The organism is Chryseobacterium defluvii, from assembly GCF_003634775.1.
GTDB lineage: Bacteria > Bacteroidota > Bacteroidia > Flavobacteriales > Weeksellaceae > Chryseobacterium > Chryseobacterium defluvii.
On sequence record NZ_RBXB01000001.1, the window covers coordinates 1299381 to 1319628 of the forward strand.

The following is a 20248-nucleotide window of genomic DNA, read 5'->3' on the forward strand; positions in this document are numbered from 1 at the left end:
TTTTTATTTCCTTACCTTTGTATAAATTATATTCAATGCTACTAGGGAAAACTCAGACTTTACAAATTTCAGAAAAAAATAATTCAGGATGGATATTAACAGATGAATCCGGTGAAAAAGCCTTTTTGCCTAAAATCTTTATTCAGGATGAAAAAGAAATCGGTGAAGATGTGGAAGCTTTTGTGTATCAGGATGACCATAAGTTAAAAGCCACAACAGAGATTCCATTGGCTGAAGTAGGAGAATTTGCGGTGATGAGCTGTGTTCAGAGCCTTCCAAGCGGGGCTTTTATGGATTGGGGGATTATTAAAGACTTGTTTATTCCTTATAAACAACAGAAGTCTAAAATTGTAGAAGGAAAAAGATATCTGGTATATGTATATGTGGATGAAGAATTGGAACTGATTACCGGAACCACAAAATTTAAAAGAAACCCTCAGTATCAGGATTTACCTTTCAAAAAAGGGGATAAAGTAGACCTGATCATGATGAATGAAAGCGAGCTGGGCTGGAATGTCGTCATCAATAAAAAATATATAGGATTGATTTATAGTTCCGATGTTTTCAAGAAATTGTATCCTTTATCTGAGGAAACAGGTTATATCAAAGCCATTAGAGAAGATGGGAAAATTGATGTGTCCCTTCAGCCGGAAGGATTTGAAAATATTGATGAGTTCAAAAAGAAAATTTTAGATAGGCTCGAAGAGAATTACGGTCTGCTTTATCTCTCTGATAAGTCTTCTCCTGAAGAGATCAAAGAAGAGGTTCAGATGAGTAAAAAGAACTTTAAAAAAGCCATTGGCGGACTTTATAAGGATAAAGTTATTGATATATCAGAAGATAAAATTCGATTATTGTAATCTTTTAAGACAATTAAATAATAAAAAGAGCAGAATTTTCTGCTCTTTTTTTGTTTTAAAATATGATGCAAATCATAATAATTTCTATTAATTTTTTTTGTTTAACAATTTTGTCAAAACATTTGATTGATTTATATTTGCACAAATTTGTTTAACAAAAATGTCAAATCAAGCCAAAAAAGACCAAACACAAGAATTAATCAAGGAGACAACAAGGAATTTGTTCTTCGTGAAAGGGAAATTTGATGCTACAACGCAAGAGATTGCAGATGCAGCAGGAGTAAACAGAACCCTGATCAATTATTATTTTCGCTCAAGAGATAATTTGATCCAGATCATTTTTGATGAGGCTCAGAAAGTTGAACATGAAAAATCAGAGATCATTATGAATTCTGATTTGCCCTTCAAAGAGAAAATAGGGCAGTTTATTGAAGGCAGCTTATCAACGAGCCTTCAGTATCCGTATCTCGAAACCTATATCGTTTCGCAGATCAACAAAGGAAACTGTCATAAAAAAGATATTGAAGAAGACGAACTTAAAAAGTTGTATAAGGATATAGAAGCAGAAATGGAGTTAGGAAATATTGAAAAAATGGAACCTATTCAGTTTGTTTTAAACATGGTTTCATTATTGGTATTCCCAAGTGCAATCAGACCGTTATTGATGGAGAATCTGATGATCACCGATGAGGAGTTCGACAAGATTATTTCAGCAAGAAAGGAGATTATTCTGAATATGTTATTTAAAAACTAAAAAAATGTTAAAGTATTTTTAAAAATGATTCGTCATTTAGAAATAAAAGCATTGAAGAAAGACTACATAAAAAAATAAACGAAGTATAAAATTATGGAAAGAAAACGTATAACTGCAAAAAAGCTCAAGATAGGAATAGCTGCTGCATTTATGATTTCTGGTTTTTTAAAGGCTCAGCAAAGCTTTACCATGGAACAGTCCCTGGAATATGCTGTTGCTAACAATATAAATGTAAAAAAAGCCAAGATAGACCAGGAAAAGGCATCCCAAAAGGTAAAAGAGACCACCGGGATCGGACTTCCTCAAATTGATGCACAAGGTACATATAACTACTATTTGAAAATTCCCGTACAACTTTTACCTGCGGAAATTGCGGGTGGAACTCCGGGAACCTATATTCCCGTTCAGTTTGGATTAAAGCAGACGGCAAGTGCAGGAGTTACATTAAAACAATTGCTTTTCAATGGCTCTTATTTAGTAGGCTTACAATCTGCTAAAGCATACAGAGAAACGGCTGCTTTAGGCGAAGAGAAGACCGAAATAAGTGTGAAAGAAGGGATCATGATGGCTTATGCTGCTGTAATTGTAAATGATGAGAATATTAAAACTCTGGAGGAAAACAGGAAAGTTGCAGACAAGACATTAAATGATACCAAAGAAACTTACAAAGTAGGATTAACGGAAGAGCAAAATGTAGAGCAGCTGGAGTACAGCTATAAAAATCTTGTGGTTAATATTGAAAATCTTAAGAGAACAAGAGTCAAATTGTTAATGGCCCTTAAATATTTAATGGGTTATCCTATGGATCAGAATATTGAGCTGGCTACGACATTAGATGAATTGGTACAGAAAAATCAGGTTCTGGTAGATCAAAGTACCAATATAGATGTTAACAACCATATCGACATGAGACTGAGCAATAATGCAGTGAAAGTTTCTGAACTTCAATTGAAATACCAGAAATCAAAATCACTGCCATCATTATCAGGATTTTTGAGCTCAACTTATAATGGTAACAGTAACAGCTTTACATTCTTTGATAAAGATCAGCAATGGTTCAATACCTCTGTTGTAGGACTGCAATTAGATATCCCGATTTTCAGTGGATTACAGAGACATTGGCAAACTCAGCAGGCAAAACTGGATCTTCAGAAAGCTCAAATGGATAAAGAAGATATGGAAAGAAACCTGAAAAACGAATACTACTCAAAGGCGGTAGATTATAACAATGCTTTTGAAAGTTATAAAACGGCTCAGGACCTCATTAAATTGTCATCCAACATTTACCGTAAAGAGCAGATTAAATTCAAGGAAGGATTAGGAAGCAGCTTTGACCTTCAGAATAGTGAAACCCAATTGTATGATTCCCAGACCAAACTGTATCAATCCGCAATAAGTTTAGTTCAGGCAAAAGTTGCCCTTGACAAAGCAAAAGGCGAATTATAATCGAAATAAACAAAAATAATAAACTATATATGAAACCGGAAGGTTCATGTGATCAGTACAATAAAATTGACGCATACAACCAAACGGTTACATTGGACAAAACAATATAAATATTTACCAATGAAAAAAATATTTCTTCCACTAGCATTATTACTTACCCTTGCAGCTTGCAAGAAGGATCAAGTACAAGATAAAACTCTGGAAGCGCTTATAAAAACTAAAGACGTGAAAGGTCTTCAGGCATACAAAGACCGCCAGAAAGCTAAAATGGACAGCCTTAATAATGTTATGGCTGAAGTAGATAAAAACCTTACAGCATGGGGAGTAAGTCAGACTACAGGATATGTTTCCGTACAAAAACTACAGCAGACTTCATTTGCTCACAATGTTGAAATCCAAGGAAACGTAACTACCGATCAGGATGTTACCATACAGCCGGATTTCAGTGGGGTTTTATCGTTATACGTAAAAGAAGGACAGCGAGTGAACAGAGGCCAGGTTATCGGTAGAATTGCAGACGGAGGTTTAAACGACCAGTACAAGCAGGCTCAGATCCAGGTAAGCTCTATGAATGCTCAACTGCAAATTGCTAAAACCGACGCCAATTTAAAGCGTATTGCTTACGAGAAACAAGCAGCACTTTGGAAACAGAAAATCGGTTCAGAATTCCAGTATCTTCAGGCTAAAGCCGCTTATGATGCAGCACAAAGACAAGTTGCAGCTTCTCAAAGCACTGTTTCCGCTACTCAGAAAGCAGCAGATGCTGTAAGATCTAATCTTGCAAAAACGGCTATTGTGGCTCCTTTCAGTGGGGTTATTGATAAGGTAATGACCCAAAACGGACAGGTAGTGGCTCCGGGAAGAGATATCGTAAAACTGATCAGCTTAGGAATTATGCGTGTTGAAGCTAAGGTTCCTGAAACCTATTTGGCAAACATCAGACCGGGAACAAGTGTTGATGTGTTCTTTCCGGCATTGAACAAATCCATAAAGTCAAGTGTAAGATTAGTAGGAAACTATATCGACCCGGCTACCAGAACATTTATTATCCAGATCCCTGTTCCTAATGAAGGAGGATATGTAAAACCCAACTTATTGGCTCAGATCAAGATACAGGATTATCTGAACCCATCTGCAATACAGATCCCGGCTCAATATATTTATGATGATGCGGCACACAAAAGCTATGTATTTGTTGCAACAAACATCAATGGAGAAAATGGAATTGCCAAGAAAGTATTGGTGGAAACTGGACAAAAGTCTGAGAACAGTGTAGAAATTACAAAAGGCTTAAAAGCCGGAGATGTAGTGATTACAGATGGTTCTAAAAACCTTACCGAAGGACAGAAAGTAAAAATCTCTAAATAATTTGAAATAAATTAAAATTATGGGCGAAAATAAACACCACGAGAAAGAATCTTTCTTTTCCAGTTGGGCAGTAGACAATAGAACCACCGTTTACGTGCTTACATTTATTATTGTAATCATGGGGATTTTTGCTTACATGTCTATGCCAAGGGAAAGCTTTCCTGAAGTGGTAGAAAATAAAATATATATTTCTTCCGTGTATCCGGGGAACTCGGCGGAGGATGTTGAAAAACTGATTACCAAAGAACTTGAAGATAAGTTTAAGAATGTTTCGGGAGTTGATAAGGTAACCTCCAATTCATTTCAGGATTACTGTTTGATCACCGTAGAATTTAGTGAAGATGTACCTTTGGCGGAAGCCAAGCAAAGGATCAAGGATAAGGTAGACGAAGCCAAAGGAGACCAGGATTGGCCTACAGTGGATTCAGGGTCAAAGGTGGAACCAAGTGTTTTTGACCTTAACATCTCTGAAGAGATTCCTATTTTGAATATCAACTTAAAAGGAAACTATCCTAAATTCACCTTAAGACAATATGCAGATGACATCAAGGATGATCTTGAAGATATTCCGGAAGTAAAAGATGCTGTTGTTCTTGGAGTTGATGATAATGAAGTGGAAGTAGCATTGGATATTTACAAAATGAATGCTGCGGGAGTAAGCTTTGATGAAGTAATCAACGCAATCAGAAATGAAAATATCACGATTTCCGGAGGTAACCTGATTACGGAGGGAAACCGTGAAAACGTAAGAATCAAAGGTCAGATTTCAGAACCTTCAGAACTGAATAACTTCCTTATTAAGCCGGGAGTAAAAATCATGGACCTTGCAAAAGTAGAGTTTAAGGAAAAAGAAAAAACTACGTATGCAAGAGAATCCGGGAAAGATGTGGTAATGATCAACCTGAGAAAAAGATCAGGAACGAACATGATCGCTGCGATTGAACAGGCTAAAGAGAAAATTAAGAAGGCCCAGGAAACGTACTTACCAAGTGACCTTGATATCTCTCTTACCTCCGACCAGTCTACAGACGTGGAACATCAGGTAAACGAATTGGCGAACCATATCTTAATTGGTATCCTCCTGGTAATGTGTGTATTGAGTTTCTCAATGGGACTTAAAAATGCCTTATTCGTAGGAACGGCCATTCCGCTCTCCATGTTGATTGCTTTTGCGGTTCTGAGTGCTTTTGGAGTTACCTTAAATACGATGGTACTTTTCGCAATGGTAATGGGGCTCGGAATGTTGGTGGACGACGGAATTGTGGTGGTGGACAACGTTTACGCGAATATGGAGAAAGGGTATAAAAGGCGGGAAGCATCAAAATTCGGTATCGGTGAAATTGCTTTCCCGGTAATTACATCTACCTTAACGACGGTTTGTGCCTTTTTACCGATGCTAATGTGGCCGGGAATCATGGGAGAATTCATGAAGTATTTCCCGATTACCATTTCCGTAACCCTTTTAGCTTCATTATTCGTGGCATTGGTTATCAATGCTTCGATGACAGGAGGGGGAATGACACTGGATAATAAGAATGTTACAAAGCCTCAGGCTATAAAGTATAGTATCATTTTTGCCATTTTAGCTGTTGTTTTCGGAGTTTTAAGATTGGTTACAGGAGTAGAGTATTTCCTTGCCGTAGTTACGCTTTCCGTGTTAGCTATTGCAGCGATATGGCTATATAAAAACTTCTTCCACGACAGAATTGAACACTTCCAGTATACTTTCTTCCCGAATTTGGCGAAGAGATATCAGAAATTCCTTAGAAACCTTTTACAAGGGAAAAAGCCCCGATATTGGTTTTTAGGAGTAGTGGGAGTACTTATATTTTCATTTGTACTTTATGGGGCAATGATGGGAATCGGACGTTCCAAAGTTCTTTTCTTCCCTGAAAATATCCCTAAACAGGTAATTGTTTATATGGAATATCCTCAAGGGACTGATATTGCGAAAACCAATACCGCAACCAAGCAGGTGGAAGCTAAGATCTTAAACGTTCTTAGACAATATAACGATAAAAAGACGGGTGAAAACTTCCTTGTGGAGTCTATGGTTACCCAAGTCGGAAAAGGAGCAATTAACCCACAGGTTGATGCCGGTTCGGAAGCGGATACTCCGTTTAAATCAAAAATTACGATCACATTCGTAGAATTTGCTAAGCGTCACGGGGTGGATACGAGTGATGTGATGGAAGAGATCAGAAAAGCGATTCCAAACATTCCAGGATTTACCTTTACCGTAGAAAAAGACGCAAACGGACCACCGGTTGGTTACCCTGTTTCGATAGAATTGAAGGGTGATGATTATGATGAGCTATTGGCAGAAGCCCATAAGATGATTGAGTTTATCAACAAACAAGGGATCAGTGGTATTGAAAAGCTGCAATCGGATATCAACAAAGAAAGCCCGGAGCTTATTATAGATATTAACAGAGAGACTGCCGGAAATATGGGTGTTTCTACCGCATACACAGGTATGACGCTTCGTAGAGCTTTATTCGGTCAGGATATTTCCACTTTCAAAGATGTGAAAGATGATTATGATATCTCTGTAAGGTTACAGCAGGACCAGAGAAGAAATACGAGTATATTGTTCAATCAGCCGATTACTCTTCAGGGACCAAACGGACCGGTTCTGGTACCAATGTCAACATTCTCTACCATGAAAGAAGAAAACACTTTCAACAAGATCAAGAGAAAAGACAATACAAGAACCATTATGGTATATTCTAATGTGTTGAAAGATTATAATGCCAACGAAATTGTTCAGAAAATCCAGGCTTCATTGAAAGGATATAAAACTCCGGAAGGAATTACATACACATTCGGTGGTGAGCAGGAAGAGCAGGGCAAGAACATGAATTTCTTATTATTCGCTTTATTCCTGGCAATGGCATTGGTAACATCCATTATTGTATTCCAGTTTAACTCGATCTCGAAGACTTTGATCATTATGACCACCATCTTCCTGAGTTTTGCCGGTGTATTCCTTGGATTATCCATATTCGGAATGGATTTCGTAATCCTGATGACAATGATGGGTATTATCTCTTTGGCCGGGGTTGTAGTGAAGAACGGTATCGTATTGATGGACTTCTTCGTACTCAAGCTGGATGAATTGGTAGCTAAAAAAGGAGTGGAAACTCATGATGACCTTGAGCTTGAGGAAGTAAAAGAGATTATCATTGAATCTGGGAAAGAACGTTTAAGACCGGTATTATTAACGGCAACTACAGCAATTTTAGGATTAATCCCATTGGCGGTAGGATTAAACTTTGATGTATTCTCTTTCCTTACAACGCTTAACCCTCATTTCTCAGTAGGAGGGGATAACGTAATGTTCTGGGGACCATTGGCATGGACGATCATCTTCGGATTATCATTCGCAACATTCCTTACATTGATTATCGTTCCGGTAATGTTCTACATTATCTCTAAGAGAAAGATCAATTCAAGAAGAAAGTTTATAGCAAAACATGCTCATGATGCAGAAAAAGATGCAGAAGAACAGGAGAGACTGAAGAAATTATATCCTGAAGAATTTGAGGAATATCATAAGAAGAAAGATTTCGGAGCAGAACCGGAAACTGAAGCTTAGAAATAGAACCTATAGTTAACCGAAAAAGCGTATCATTTGATACGCTTTTTTATTTCTAAATATTTGCTCGAAAAATAATAATAAAAAAGCCCCCAGAATAATCTGAAAGCCTATAGTTATTTTTTAATGGAATTTAATCTGCCATCACCTCACCGGATTTTCTGTAAACAAAGCTTCCATAAATATGTCTTCTTGCAAAACGGCTCGGCGAATCAGCGTTGACCATTTTGATATAAGTGTTTCTTGGAACTCCAATGTATTCGTACATTTTTCCGTTCAGGTGCTGAATTTTCAAAACCGATTTTTCAAGATAAAAATCCTGAATATTAGATTTTGTAATCGTCTCAGTATATTCCTCTTTATATTTTTCCTGTGTTTCAGGATTAATGCTTACCAGAAAATGATACGCTTCAATTACCGACTTACTTTTTTCTTCCGCTTCCAGTTTCCCGGCTTCATCGTCGATAAATTTATCAGGATGCGTGTCTTTCATCGCATTTCTGTAAATAGTTTTTAATTCCTTTAAAGTAACGGTTTTATCAACTCCAAGAAGCTTTCTGTGCTCGCCAAGTCTTTTCATATTATATAATCCTTATTTCGGGGTGCAAAATTAAGCTTTTAAATTGGATAAACCGTAAGTTATTCAGTATTAATTTATTTGGTATTTATAATTTAAATTTTGGTTATTTTTAATTTTTAGAATCAAAGAACCTTTTTCATTTCCTCCATCTGTTTTGTGATAAACCCTTGCTTATCCTTTTTTATTTTTTCCAGTATTAGTTTCTGGCTTTCCGGAATACATGAATACTTTTCCGCCCAGAGATTAATCTCAATAAGCAGAGGTAGAAGATCGATGCCTTTTTTGGTAAGCTTGTATAAAACCTTTGCTTTGCTCTCAGGATGATCCTGTTTGGTGATAATGCCATTTTCTTCCAACATCAGAAGACGGGAGGCAAGAATATTGGTAGCTATTTTTTCGGCGGATTTCAGAAAATCTCCGTAAGTACACTGTTTGTAAAACATTAAATCTCTTACAATCAGTAAAGACCATTTGTCGCCCCATACGTCCAATGAGCTGCTAATAGGGCAGTATGAACGCTTTTTTATCGTAGACATAGAAATAATTTTATATTATTAAATAAAAACACTTGCATTTTGAAAGTTTTTTATAAATTTGTACTTGTGAAACGCAAGCGAATTTACAAATTAAATTTTAATTGCAGTGGAAAACATTCTTTTTGATCTTCATAGCATATTAGTAATAATTTTCCGTCGTGAATCCAAAGGAATCGAACAGTTTTAAAACAATAAAATATCCGCTATGAAAGCATTTATCATCAACCGGTACCAAAAAGGAGGCGAACTGAAATTGGTTAATTTCCCTGATCCGGTTGTAAAAGACAATGAAGTACTGGTACAGATCCACGCAGCGAGTGTCAACCTTTTAGATTCTAAAATAAGGGACGGAGAGTTTAAAATAATTCTTCCATACAAAATGCCCCTTATTCTGGGACACGATGTAGCGGGAATAATTATTAAAACAGGTTCTAAAGTTAAAAACTTTAAAGTTGGTGATGAAATCTATGCAAGACCGGCAGACTACAGGTTCGGGACTTTTGCTGAATTAATTTCAATACATGAGGACGATATAGCCTTAAAACCCAAAAACCTTACTATGGAAGAGGCTGCGTCTATACCTTTGGTAGGATTAACAGCCTGGCAGGCGTTGGTAGAAAATGCTTCTTTACAAAAGGATCAGAAAGTTTTTATTCAGGCCGGGTCCGGCGGAGTGGGAACTTTTGCCATTCAGTTGGCTAAACATTTAGACTTGAAAGTAGCAACAACAGCCAGTGAAAAAAGCTTTGATTTGTTGAAAAAATTGGGTGCGGACGTATTGATTGATTATAAAACTCAGAATTTCGAAGATATTCTGACGGATTATGACTTTGTTTTAAACAGTCAGGATACCAAAACTCTTGAAAAGTCATTTGAAGTAGTGAAGCCGGGTGGGAAAATCATTAGCATTTCGGGACCACCAACTCCTTTATTTGCAGATCAAATGCATTTGCCTTGGTATGTAAAGCTCATCACGAAGTTCTTAAGCAGCAAAACGAGAAGAAAGGCTAAAAAAGAGCATATCCATTATTACTTTCTTTTTATGAAAGCCAATGGAAGCCAGCTTAGTGAAATTACCAAGCTCATCGAAGCCGGAATGATCCAACCTGTTATTGATAAAACATTTCCTTTTGAACAGACTAATGATGCGATGAAGTATGTAGAAAGTGGCCGGGCAAAGGGAAAAGTGGTTATAAAAGTTATATGAAGCTAAAATTATTATAAGACGGGCGGAAGTTAATACTCCCGCCTGTATGTATTAGATTAGGATCCCTTAAATCTATCCTTTTCGTTACAATTGATGTAATAAGAGTTACTCCGGTCTCTGATAAACATAAGTCAACTTCGAACCTTTAATAAAATCCTCCAAAGAAACTTTATCGTTTGCATCTTTATTGGTCAGCTCAATAAAATAAGTAAGAGTACTGGAAATTCTGCTGTCTTTACATTGAATCTTAAATCTTTTCACCTGCGGGCTGGTTGTCAAAAAGCCGGCTTCAGAAGTGTTAGTGAATTTAATGCCGTTCACATCAAAACCTGCTTTGGGATCTTTTTGAAGCTTCAAAAATCTTTTCTGAGTCTTGTCTTCGGTTTCATCCAGGAATTTTTGCATCTGATAATCCGTTAAAAGCTGAGGGTAAATCAAGCCTTCCTGCAGTAATAATTTTGTAATTTTATCAGACTTGTCATAGAAAATGATTTTATCATCAAACTGCGCCTGGTTATCTTTTACAGTGATTTTTCCGGAAAATTTTTTATAATTTTTTTTCTTATAGTCATTCTTGAAATGTTCTGTCACTACTTTATCTTTAGGTCCCGGTTTATCAATTTTTTGACCAAGGAGATTGATGGATAGAAATAAAGAAAGGCTCAAAGAAATTAACAGTTTCATAAATTTAAATTTATATTAATAAGGTTACTATTTTCCAACAAAGCATTTGCCAATGGTGGTAAGATAATTGTTTTTTTAATAATGCCGAAATTTTTATAGAATGCTTTTCAAACGTAAATACTGAAGCAGCATGATGGTTTTTGCATCTTTAATTTCACCATTGTCAATCATAGCCATTGCATCATTAAATGAAAGCTCCAGGACTTCAATGTTTTCTCCTTCATCAGCAAGTCCGCCACCGTTGTTGACCTTCATTTCAGAAGAATATTCTGCAACAAAAAAGTGAAGGATTTCAGTAACTGAACCAGGCGACATATAAGCTTCAAATACCTTTTCCACTTTTGAAATTTTGTATCCTGTTTCTTCCTCTGTTTCCCTTTTGATACATTCTTCAGGGTTATCATTATCAAGTAGTCCTGCACATGCTTCAATCAGCATTCCGTCGGGATTTCCGTTAATATAGGTCGGAAGGCGGAACTGCCTGGTAAGGATGACTGTTTTTAAATTTTTGTTATATAGTAAAATCACCGCGCCGTTTCCTCTGTCATAGGCTTCGCGGCTTTGTGTTTCTATGGTTCCGTCTTTTTTTAAGATCTTAAAAGTTACCTTTTTCAACGTATACCAATTGTCTGATAAAACTTCTGTTTTTGTGATGTCTATATTTGTATTTTTCATGTATCAGGTTTATATTTCGGTCAATGGCCGGGATCAATTATTTTTAAGTAAATTTTCTAAAGCAGCCTGTAAATGAGGAAATTCAAAATGAAATCCTGCATCCGTAATTTTTTGTGAAGAAGCTCTTGAGCCTTTTAATAGGGCATCTGCCAGTTCACCGAATATCAATTGTAAAACAAATTCCGGAACGTTTGGCATGAACAAAGGCTTTTTCAAAATTTCCGCAATTTTTTTAGTTAAGTTTTCATTGGTAGTATGTTCAGGAGAAACTGCATTATAAGCACCATCAATAGCTGGATTTTCTAAAGCGAATATGTACATCGAACAAATATCATCAATATGAATCCACGGCATATACTGTTTTCCGCTTCCAAGAGGTGAGCCTATTCCCGCCTTTATGGGTGGAAGCATTTTTTTTAGTGCTCCGTCTTTTTCGGAAAGTACTACGGCTGTTCGGACTTTCACCACTCTTTCAGCTATGTTCTGCTCTTTAAAAGCATCGGCTGCTCTCTCCCATAAAACGACAACTTCGCTTAAGAAATCATTTCCGGGATCCTCTTCTTCGGTGAAAATTTTATCCGTTGTTTTGGTTCCGTAATAATTGATTCCTGAAGCGGAAATGAAAGATTTTAACTTAATATTTTTTTTTCGCAACGTTTTTAAAATCAAATCTGCAGAATCTATACGACTGGAAATGAGTTCCTTTTTTCGCTCATTTGTCCAGCGTTTCTCAGAAATATTGGCTCCGGCAAGATGAATGACATGAGCTACATTTTCAAAAGCATTTTCGTCAATTGTCTGCTGCCTGATGTCCCATTCAAATTCGTGATCATGCTGCTTTTTTCGGGTTAAGAACCGGACATCGTATTTTGGACCAATTCTTTTGGATAATTCTTTTGCAAGCATTCCACTGGCTCCGGTAATTAAAACAACTTCTTTCATATTAGTCAATTCAGTTTTATTATGCCTGATTTTTTACAACCAGGACAAAGTCATCCTCTAAAAGCTTATACCCGTAATCATAGATGAATTTATATTCGGAACCGTTTTTGTAAACTTTCAGATTGGTAAAGAAATCAAAATCAAAACCCAAGCCATCCATCTTCGATTTTGCAATTTTAGTTTTACCGTCGATATTTATTTCACGAAGTATACGGTAGTTTTTGCGAAGCTTGTTGTTGATATTTCGCATCAGATTGGTAGAATCTTTATTCTGCTTATTGTTATAGGCATTCCGGCAGGCGTCGTTGCAGAATTTTTTATCCGATCTGCCGATAATTTTTTCGCCGCATTCAAGACAGTTCATAATTTTTATTTTTTCATTTTATGTGTATGTTCGTGTTTTTTCTTTATCAGTTTTTTCAATCTGCTGTGGGTAGGATAGCTTCTGTTGGGTGTGATATTGTTGAAGAATAAGGCCACTAACAAAAGAATGATGCATCCTGAAAGAACAGGTGACAGGACATACCAATATCCTAATTCAGGTATTTTTCCGGTTGAACTTACTGCAATTAAGGCTGTTGCACCACCCGGAGGGTGAAGGGTTTTGGTATATTGCATGAGAACAATAGAAAACGCTACCGCCAAAGGTGCGGAAAGCCAGATGATATCAGGGACTATCTGATATACTGTAACCCCCACAAGAGCTGAAATTACATGGCCTCCTATAAGATTTCTGGGCTGCGCCAATGGACTTTGAATAGCACCGTAAATCAGAACGCTGGATGCTCCGAAAGATCCTATCAGAAATACATTTTCCGTTGCGGAAAGCGAATGGGATTGTAGAAACGCGATAATCCCGATTCCAAAAAATGCTCCCAGGAACGACCAGAAATGCTCCCTGTAATCAACCAGTGTTTCTCTATAGATAACATATTTGGAAACTCTGAACGTTCTTTTTATTGTCTTCTTCATTACGTCTTCTATTTTAGTATTCGAATTAAATGGGGTGATGAATGATTGGGTATATTCCCCGGTTGGATCATAATCCGGGTCCAGGATAGTGATTTCCATACCCACACATCTTTCATGACCAATCAAAGGCCTTAAAATATTTCCCAGATCAGCATAGTCAATTCCATCATCCATTCTGCTGTCTACAGCGGGCATAATTTCATCTTTAAGAACATCCACATCAAAATGGATAAAGAAACCATCTAAGTTCTTTTCATGGATCATTTTCAGGAAATCTTCCGAGGTTTTTCTAAAACCATTCTTCCTTAGATTCTCCAAATCAAAATAATGAATACCAGAATTGATTATCTGCCCAACATATTCTTCATCATCTGTTTCTGCATTTCCTGCACAAAAAATATTCTCCTCTAAAAAATAGGGCTTAAGATCATTAATATTCGTGAGCTTTTCATGCCCCAATCCTGAAACAATAGCCAGATCCATTCCTGCCACACCGCCGCTTGGAGAGAGTCTTGGCGGAATATAGTCTGTATGACCGTCAAGGTAGAACAACCCAAAATTTCCAAGCTGCTTTAATGCAATTGCACTTCCAATCAGGATACTACAATCACCACCCAATATTAAATGGAATGCATTTTTATCGAAATTTTTTAGGATGAGATCGGATTGCTTTTTAGCATAGTCGATGATTTGATAAGGATTTTTCACACCGGTTTCCTCATCAAAATCCATCGTATATTCCGGAGCTTCTAATCTGAAAACCTTTTTTGGATCGATTTGCTGATGAAGGCCCAATTTTCTGAGCCAGTCCGGAAGCTTTTTAACTCCGGGTTCTACCTCATATTCTTTCTTGGTAAGTCCGAGATTAAAAGGAAACTCAAAAATGTTAATATCCTTTTTCATAGATTGATTTTATCAAAGATACGGAATTATTCGTTTGCAAACGACTACAAATGAATTTAAATAGTTTTCTACCGACTTAAGCATCAAGACGACCTCAACTTTGTAACAGAGATTTGAGAAAACAGTGAACGTCTCTTATCTGAATATTAATCTAAAAAAATAAAAATTATGTCACTAAGAAACAAAGTAACACTGATTGGTTACACAGGAAAAGAAGTTGAAATGGTAAATTTCGATAACGGAAATGTAAAAGCAAGCGTGTCTTTAGCAACCAGTGATTATTACACCAATGCCAAAGGTGAAAAAGTAGAAGAAACCCAATGGCATAATCTCGTAGCTTTTGGAAAGGTAGCGGAAATCTTTCAGAAATATGTTCCTAAAGGGAAGGAAATTGCCATTGAAGGAAAACTTACATACAGATCGTATGATGACAAAGATGGAGTAAAGAAATACATTACCGAAATAAGAGTCGACGAGATTCTTCTTCTGGGAGGTAAATAAAGTTGAATCCTAAAAATCACAAATGATGAAAACAAAGATATTTACCATAAGATTATCCGGTGATTTTCTGCATAAAGACCAGAAATCACTGGATGATTTCCTGGGAGCTCATGAAATTATAAAAGCGGAAACTGCTTTTGTGAATAATGAAAATTATTGGTCTGTGCTCCTGTATTTTGAAGAGCTGAAATCTATAACCGGCGTTAAAGAATCTAAAAGTATAAAGTATTCGGCTGAAAATGATATTTTGACTGTAGATGAAGAAAAAATTCTGCAGGCCCTCAAACTATGGAGAGCAGAGAAGGCTAGAGAGCACAATCTTCCCACTTATTTTATAGCCAGCAATAAAGAGCTAATGTCTGTTGCGAAGTATAAGCCGGCCAGGAAAGAAGAATTGCTGGATATTAAAGGCTTTGGAAAGCATAAAATAGAAAATTACGGGGAGGAGATACTGGAAATACTGGAAAACGTATGATAAAATGATGAAAAACACAAATGATTGATAAGAGCCGGAGAGATATACTCCGGTTTTTTAATATGGAAATCTATGTGAAAAAGTCTTTTCAATTCCTTATTTTTGCAGGACTTATCAATTTAATATTCATTATTTATTTTACTATAAATGAAACCAGGTTTAGCAAAAGGAACAAGAGATTTTACAGCGTTAGAAGTTTCAAGAAGAAGATATATTATCAATACTTTACAGAAGAATTTCGAATTATTCGGATTTCAGCCGTTGGAAACACCCAGCTTTGAAAATCTTTCTACATTGACGGGAAAATATGGGGAGGAAGGAGACCGCCTGATCTTTAAGATTTTAAATTCAGGAGATTATACCTCTAAAGTAAATCAGGATGATTGGGAAAATAAGAATCATCAAAAACTGATTTCCCAGATATCAGATAAAGCTCTTCGCTATGACCTTACCGTGCCTTTTGCAAGATTTGTGGCGATGAACCATAATCAACTGACGTTTCCATATAAGCGGTACCAGATTCAGCCGGTTTGGAGAGCAGACCGACCACAGAAAGGAAGGTTCAGGGAGTTTTATCAGTGCGATGCAGATGTTGTAGGAAGTGAAAGCCTTTTTCAGGAAGTAGAATTGATTCAATTGTATCTGAAATCATTTTCAGATTTAAAAGTTCCGGTAACCATCCATGTTAATAACAGGAAAATCCTTTCCGGGTTAGCAGAATACGCCGGAATTACAGATAAACTTATTGATTTCACAGTAGCTTTAGATAAGCTTGATAAAATCGGAAAAGAAGGAGTCGTAAAAGAATTGCTGGAAAGAGAAATTTCTCAGGAGTCTATTGATAAACTTGATTTCCTGTTCACTCAATCCGATGATGCCCTTGACAACCTTCTTCAGCTTAAAGAAAAATTTGCAGGCAATGAGATCGGCCTGAAAGGGGTAGAAGAGCTGGAATTTGTTCTTACCCAATCTTTAAGTCTTGGAGTGGATATTCAGAATTTGGTTTTCAATATTACATTAGCCAGAGGCCTGGATTATTATACAGGGGCGATCTTTGAAGTAAAAGCGGATGAAGTTCAGATGGGTTCTATAGGCGGTGGTGGAAGATATGACAACCTTACAGAAGTTTTCGGGGTGAAAAATATTCCGGGAATAGGAATTTCCTTTGGTTTAGACAGAATCTATCTGGTTATGGAAGAATTAGGACTTTTCCCTGAAGAAGCGACTTCAAAAGTGGAATACCTGTTTGCCAATTTCGGAGGAGAAGAAGCCTTAGAAGCTTTAAAGCTGATCATTCAACTGAGAGAAAAGGGAATTGCCGCAGAATTATATCCTGAAAATGCTAAGCTGAATAAGCAATTCACCTATGCGGAAAAGAAAGGAATCAGAAATCTGGTATTCCTAGGAGAGGAAGAGATTAAAAACAGAACGGTTACCTATAAAAACCTGGAAGCCGGAGAACAAAAAACGGTTTCTTTAGATGAGTTTTTAAATAAATAGCCATGAAAAAAAAACTTTTATTACTTTTTGTAATAGCTTTTCTGGATGTTAAGGCACAATTGCCCCCACCTCCGGCACCGGCGGATCAGATAGAGCAATCAGACCACATCAATTTATATGATGTTAAAGAAATTCCGGAAAAAATTTTCTCATGGAATATTAAAGGTTTAACGATTAACGGGAAGCCGGATTTAAGAGAAATTCCTGATAAAATTGGAAACCTGAAAGCGTTAAGCGGATTTGCTTTAAAGGACGGAAGTGTAACCTCATTGCCTGAAGAATTTTCAACTCTTCAGAACCTGCAACATGTTTCCATTAATTCTAACGAATTTGTTGAGATTCCAAAAGAGATTTTTAAGCTTAAAAATCTTGAAAATCTTGAATTTCTCAGCTATAAATTGGATCAGTTTCCTAATGAGCTGGGTAATCTTGTGAATCTAAAAACTTTAAAGCTATCAAAAAGTTTATATTGGGGAGGAGCGATCACCAGTGAAAAGCAGGTTTTTAAAGATTTAATTTTACCTTCTTCTATTGGTAAATTGAAAAAATTGGAACGATTAACACTTCAATCCAATAACTTGAAAAAATTGCCATCAGAAATAGGTAATTTGGAAAATTTAAAGGTACTGGATATGTCATACAATTCATTAGAAATCCTGCCACCTACCTTTTCTAAGCTTAAAAAGTTGGAGTCTGTTGAAATCAGAAGAAATAAATTGAATGTTTTTCCTACAATACTTTATGAACTGGAAAATCTGAGAGAAATTAATCTCAATGAAAATAATATAGTTAATATTCCTTCCGGAATAGGGAAACTCAAGCAATTAGAATATCTCAGTCTTTCAGGAAATAAGCTTTCAACCCCATCATTATTGGAACTCTATAAGCTGGAAAGTCTGGTAACGTTGGACTTGAATGACAATCAGCTTGAAAATCTGCCTGCTGGAATTGAAAACCTGAAAAAGTTAGAGCTTTTATCCATTGCGGGTAATAAAATATCACCGGAAAATATGAAAAAACTCAAACAGCTTTTACCTAAAACATTAATTGTAGAAACTAAGCCTGCATACTAATGAATTGCTGTGATATTGAAGAATTATTGTAATCAACTATCCCCGGAAACTAATTTGTAATTCAAGTGAAAAAAGAAGTCTCCATCGATGTTGTTGAAAAATGGCTCAAGGGCTGGTCTTTGTCGAGAGATTTGCCGTTACCTCTCAGATATAAGTCAGGGTTCATGGTAAATGTTGGCGAAGAAAAGCAAAAAACACGATATGTATTTCCTGAGCTTAATGATGATTTTTTTCGGTCAGCAGAAACTATTGATGATCCCTGGGTTTTCTTAAAAGTCTGTGCTTCTTATAATGAATTTAAAGCCAGGATTCCTGAAAAATGGATTCATCAGCCGCAGGGGTATATGATGTCCTGTTTCGCTCCGATGAATATTGCGGATGTGGAGCTGAGTAGTGAATATAAACTGGATTTCAGTGAAAATAATTCTACAGTTATCATTAGAATTCTTACTGAAAATGGAAAATTGGCTTCAATCGGCCGCGTAGTTCTTATAGATGATTTGGCTGTTTATGACAGGATTTTAACCGAAAATAACCACAGAAGAAAAGGTTTGGCAACTATTCTGATGAAAGAGCTCGAAAAAATAGCTATATCAAAAGGAGTTTTCAATAATTTCTTGGTCGCAACACAACAAGGCAGGCTATTGTATGAATCATTAGGTTGGGAGCTGTATTGTCTTTATTCGTCCATAGTTATTCCGGGGAAAAATTCCAACAAATAAATCGGCATATTCAAAAAAAGAGTAATTTACACTCGTAAAATATAACCGCTAAAACTTAAATAATGAGTGAAAGATCGAGACTTGATGAAATCCGGGAAGAGCTGGAAAAATTAGATATCAATCCTACATTCTTTGCCCGAAAGGAAATCCGTGAATTGCCCAATGTACTTTCTCAGGATGAAAAAATCGTGTATCTGGTAGAAGGAAGAAATAAAACTTCCAATCACCATATCCTTTTAGTGGCTACAGACAGGAGATTGATTTTTATAGATAAAGAATTCCTGTATGGACTTAAAGTGGAAGATTTCTCGTATGATAAAGTAACTTCCCTGCAGTATGAAACGGAGTTTATGCTGGCTTCCATAGATGTTCATATTTCAGGAAATATCGTTGAAATTGACGGAGTAGGAAAGTATGAGGCAGAATTGTTCTGTGAAAAAGTAAGAGATTTTATGTCTCGTCCTAAAGAGTATTTTCAAAGCAAACCCGGACCTACGGTTTTAGATCAGCTGGAACAGCTCGGCAGGTTAAAAGAAAGTGGGGTCTTAACTGAGGAAGAGTTTCAGGAACAGAAGAAAAAACTGTTGGGAAAGTTGTAATCAATTAATTTTAAAAAATTTCACCAGCCTGCATATTATGAAAAACTATCTTGAAATCAACAAAAATTCCTGGAATGCTAAAGTAGAACCCCATCTGAAATCGGATTTCTATTTTGTGGATGATTTTTTAAAGGGAAGAAACTCTTTAAACTCTATTGAACTTGATCTTTTGGGTGATATCAAAGGAAAAAATATACTACATCTTCAGTGCCACTTCGGGCAGGATTCCATCTCACTCTCAAGGTTAGGAGCGAAGGTTACAGGGATTGATTTATCTGATAAAGCAATAGATGCGGCAAAGGATCTGGCTAAACAATGCAATACCGATACGGAATTTATCTGCTCGGATGTGTATGACCTTCCGAATGTTCTGGATCAAAAATTTGATATCGTTTTTACCAGTTATGGTACCATCGGATGGCTTCCGGATCTGGAAAAATGGGCGAAAGTGATCAGGCATTTTTTAAAGGCGGACGGGAAATTTATCATGGCAGAATTTCATCCTGTGGTATGGATGTTTGATGATGATTTTAAGGAAGTAGCCTATAATTATTTCAATGAGAAACCCATTGTAGAAACCTATGAAGGTACCTATGCCGATTTTTCTGCTGATATCGTTCAGGAATATGTAATGTGGAATCATTCTCTTGCTGAAGTTCTTCAGAATTTGCTTTACTGCAAGCTTGAATTAAAAGAATTCCGGGAATTCGACTGGTCTCCTTATCCTTGTTTTAAACATGTGGAAGAGTTTGAAAAGGGAAAATGGAGGATACCACAACTCGGAAATAAAATCCCGATGGTCTATGCATTAATGGCACAAAAAAAGTCACCATAAATGTTATATGATGACTTT

General features: G+C 36.5%; 20 protein-coding genes and 1 pseudogene. 13 read left to right on the top strand and 8 right to left on the bottom strand.

Translation table 11 applies throughout. The features are described from left to right. Positions 1–35: 35 nt before the first annotated feature. The 5 genes from BCF58_RS06070 to BCF58_RS06090 all read left to right on the top strand — a co-directional run bounded on the left by BCF58_RS06070 (position 36) and on the right by BCF58_RS06090 (position 8026). Complete coding sequence (locus BCF58_RS06070) at positions 36–860, top strand: CvfB family protein (protein WP_121460867.1); 825 nt, start codon at positions 36–38, stop codon at positions 858–860. 160 nt (positions 861–1020) lie between these two features. Beyond that, positions 1021–1614 carry a TetR/AcrR family transcriptional regulator gene (locus BCF58_RS06075; protein ID WP_121460868.1) on the top strand — a complete coding sequence of 198 codons (594 nt, stop codon included), beginning with the start codon at positions 1021–1023 and terminating at the stop codon, positions 1612–1614. Between the two features lie 93 nt (positions 1615–1707). Continuing rightward, positions 1708–3060, top strand: a complete 1353-nt coding sequence (locus tag BCF58_RS06080; protein WP_121460869.1) for a TolC family protein — start codon at positions 1708–1710, stop codon at positions 3058–3060. Positions 3061–3180: 120 nt separating this feature from the next. Next, positions 3181–4428 (top strand): efflux RND transporter periplasmic adaptor subunit, encoded by a 1248-nt coding sequence (locus tag BCF58_RS06085; RefSeq protein WP_121460870.1) that lies wholly within the window; start codon positions 3181–3183, stop codon positions 4426–4428. Positions 4429–4447: 19 nt separating this feature from the next. Beyond that, on the top strand, positions 4448–8026 hold the full coding sequence (locus BCF58_RS06090) for an efflux RND transporter permease subunit (RefSeq protein WP_121460871.1): 3579 nt from the start codon (positions 4448–4450) through the stop codon (positions 8024–8026). Positions 8027–8159: 133 nt separating this feature from the next. Here BCF58_RS06090 and BCF58_RS06095 read toward each other — a convergent pair whose 3' ends face one another. Both BCF58_RS06095 and BCF58_RS06100 read right to left on the bottom strand, forming a co-directional pair. After that, a complete protein-coding gene (locus BCF58_RS06095) occupies positions 8160–8606 on the bottom strand; it encodes a KTSC domain-containing protein (RefSeq protein WP_121460872.1) in 447 nt (148 codons plus the stop codon). 122 nt (positions 8607–8728) lie between these two features. Beyond that, the gene (locus tag BCF58_RS06100) at positions 8729–9142 is read right to left on the bottom strand and encodes a winged helix-turn-helix transcriptional regulator (protein WP_121460873.1); all 414 of its coding nucleotides are present in this window, start codon (positions 9140–9142) and stop codon (positions 8729–8731) included. Between the two features lie 205 nt (positions 9143–9347). Here BCF58_RS06100 and BCF58_RS06105 point away from each other — a divergent pair, with 205 nt between their 5' ends. Next, a complete protein-coding gene (locus BCF58_RS06105) occupies positions 9348–10349 on the top strand; it encodes an NADP-dependent oxidoreductase (protein ID WP_121460874.1) in 1002 nt (333 codons plus the stop codon). Positions 10350–10454: 105 nt separating this feature from the next. Here the strand turns inward: BCF58_RS06105 and BCF58_RS06110 are convergent, their stop codons facing one another. The 6 genes and pseudogenes from BCF58_RS06110 to BCF58_RS06135 form a co-directional block, all read right to left on the bottom strand. Then, a complete protein-coding gene (locus BCF58_RS06110; protein ID WP_121460875.1) occupies positions 10455–11033 on the bottom strand; it encodes a hypothetical protein in 579 nt (192 codons plus the stop codon). Between the two features lie 93 nt (positions 11034–11126). After that, positions 11127–11708, bottom strand: coding sequence for a GDP-mannose pyrophosphatase NudK (gene nudK / locus BCF58_RS06115; RefSeq protein WP_121460876.1), 582 nt, complete (start codon positions 11706–11708; stop codon positions 11127–11129). Between the two features lie 33 nt (positions 11709–11741). Next, a complete protein-coding gene (locus tag BCF58_RS06120) occupies positions 11742–12650 on the bottom strand; it encodes a TIGR01777 family oxidoreductase (protein WP_121460877.1) in 909 nt (302 codons plus the stop codon). A gap of 19 nt (positions 12651–12669) precedes the next feature. After that, positions 12670–13014 carry a hypothetical protein gene (locus BCF58_RS06125; RefSeq protein ID WP_121460878.1) on the bottom strand — a complete coding sequence of 115 codons (345 nt, stop codon included), beginning with the start codon at positions 13012–13014 and terminating at the stop codon, positions 12670–12672. A gap of 5 nt (positions 13015–13019) precedes the next feature. Further along, complete coding sequence (locus tag BCF58_RS06130; RefSeq protein ID WP_121461063.1) at positions 13020–13622, bottom strand: HPP family protein; 603 nt, start codon at positions 13620–13622, stop codon at positions 13020–13022. A 57-nt stretch (positions 13623–13679) separates the two neighbouring features. After that, positions 13680–14525: pseudogene (locus BCF58_RS06135) on the bottom strand (arginase family protein); the annotation flags it as partial. A gap of 168 nt (positions 14526–14693) precedes the next feature. Between BCF58_RS06135 and BCF58_RS06140 the strand changes: the two are divergent. The 7 genes from BCF58_RS06140 (at position 14694) to BCF58_RS06170 (ending at position 20230) form a co-directional block, all read left to right on the top strand. Further along, positions 14694–15026 (top strand): single-stranded DNA-binding protein, encoded by a 333-nt coding sequence (locus tag BCF58_RS06140; protein WP_121460879.1) that lies wholly within the window; start codon positions 14694–14696, stop codon positions 15024–15026. Positions 15027–15048: 22 nt separating this feature from the next. Beyond that, entirely contained in the window at positions 15049–15501 is a 453-nt protein-coding gene (locus tag BCF58_RS06145; RefSeq protein ID WP_121460880.1) for an HRDC domain-containing protein, read from the top strand. 147 nt (positions 15502–15648) lie between these two features. Beyond that, positions 15649–17001 (top strand): histidine--tRNA ligase, encoded by a 1353-nt coding sequence (gene hisS / locus BCF58_RS06150; protein ID WP_121460881.1) that lies wholly within the window; start codon positions 15649–15651, stop codon positions 16999–17001. Between the two features lie 2 nt (positions 17002–17003). Continuing rightward, complete coding sequence (locus BCF58_RS06155) at positions 17004–18074, top strand: leucine-rich repeat domain-containing protein (RefSeq protein ID WP_121460882.1); 1071 nt, start codon at positions 17004–17006, stop codon at positions 18072–18074. A gap of 65 nt (positions 18075–18139) precedes the next feature. Beyond that, positions 18140–18796 (top strand): GNAT family N-acetyltransferase, encoded by a 657-nt coding sequence (locus tag BCF58_RS06160; protein WP_121460883.1) that lies wholly within the window; start codon positions 18140–18142, stop codon positions 18794–18796. Positions 18797–18858: 62 nt separating this feature from the next. After that, positions 18859–19395, top strand: coding sequence for a PH domain-containing protein (locus BCF58_RS06165; protein ID WP_121460884.1), 537 nt, complete (start codon positions 18859–18861; stop codon positions 19393–19395). A 37-nt stretch (positions 19396–19432) separates the two neighbouring features. Then, complete coding sequence (locus BCF58_RS06170; protein ID WP_121460885.1) at positions 19433–20230, top strand: class I SAM-dependent methyltransferase; 798 nt, start codon at positions 19433–19435, stop codon at positions 20228–20230. Positions 20231–20248: the final 18 nt, after the last annotated feature.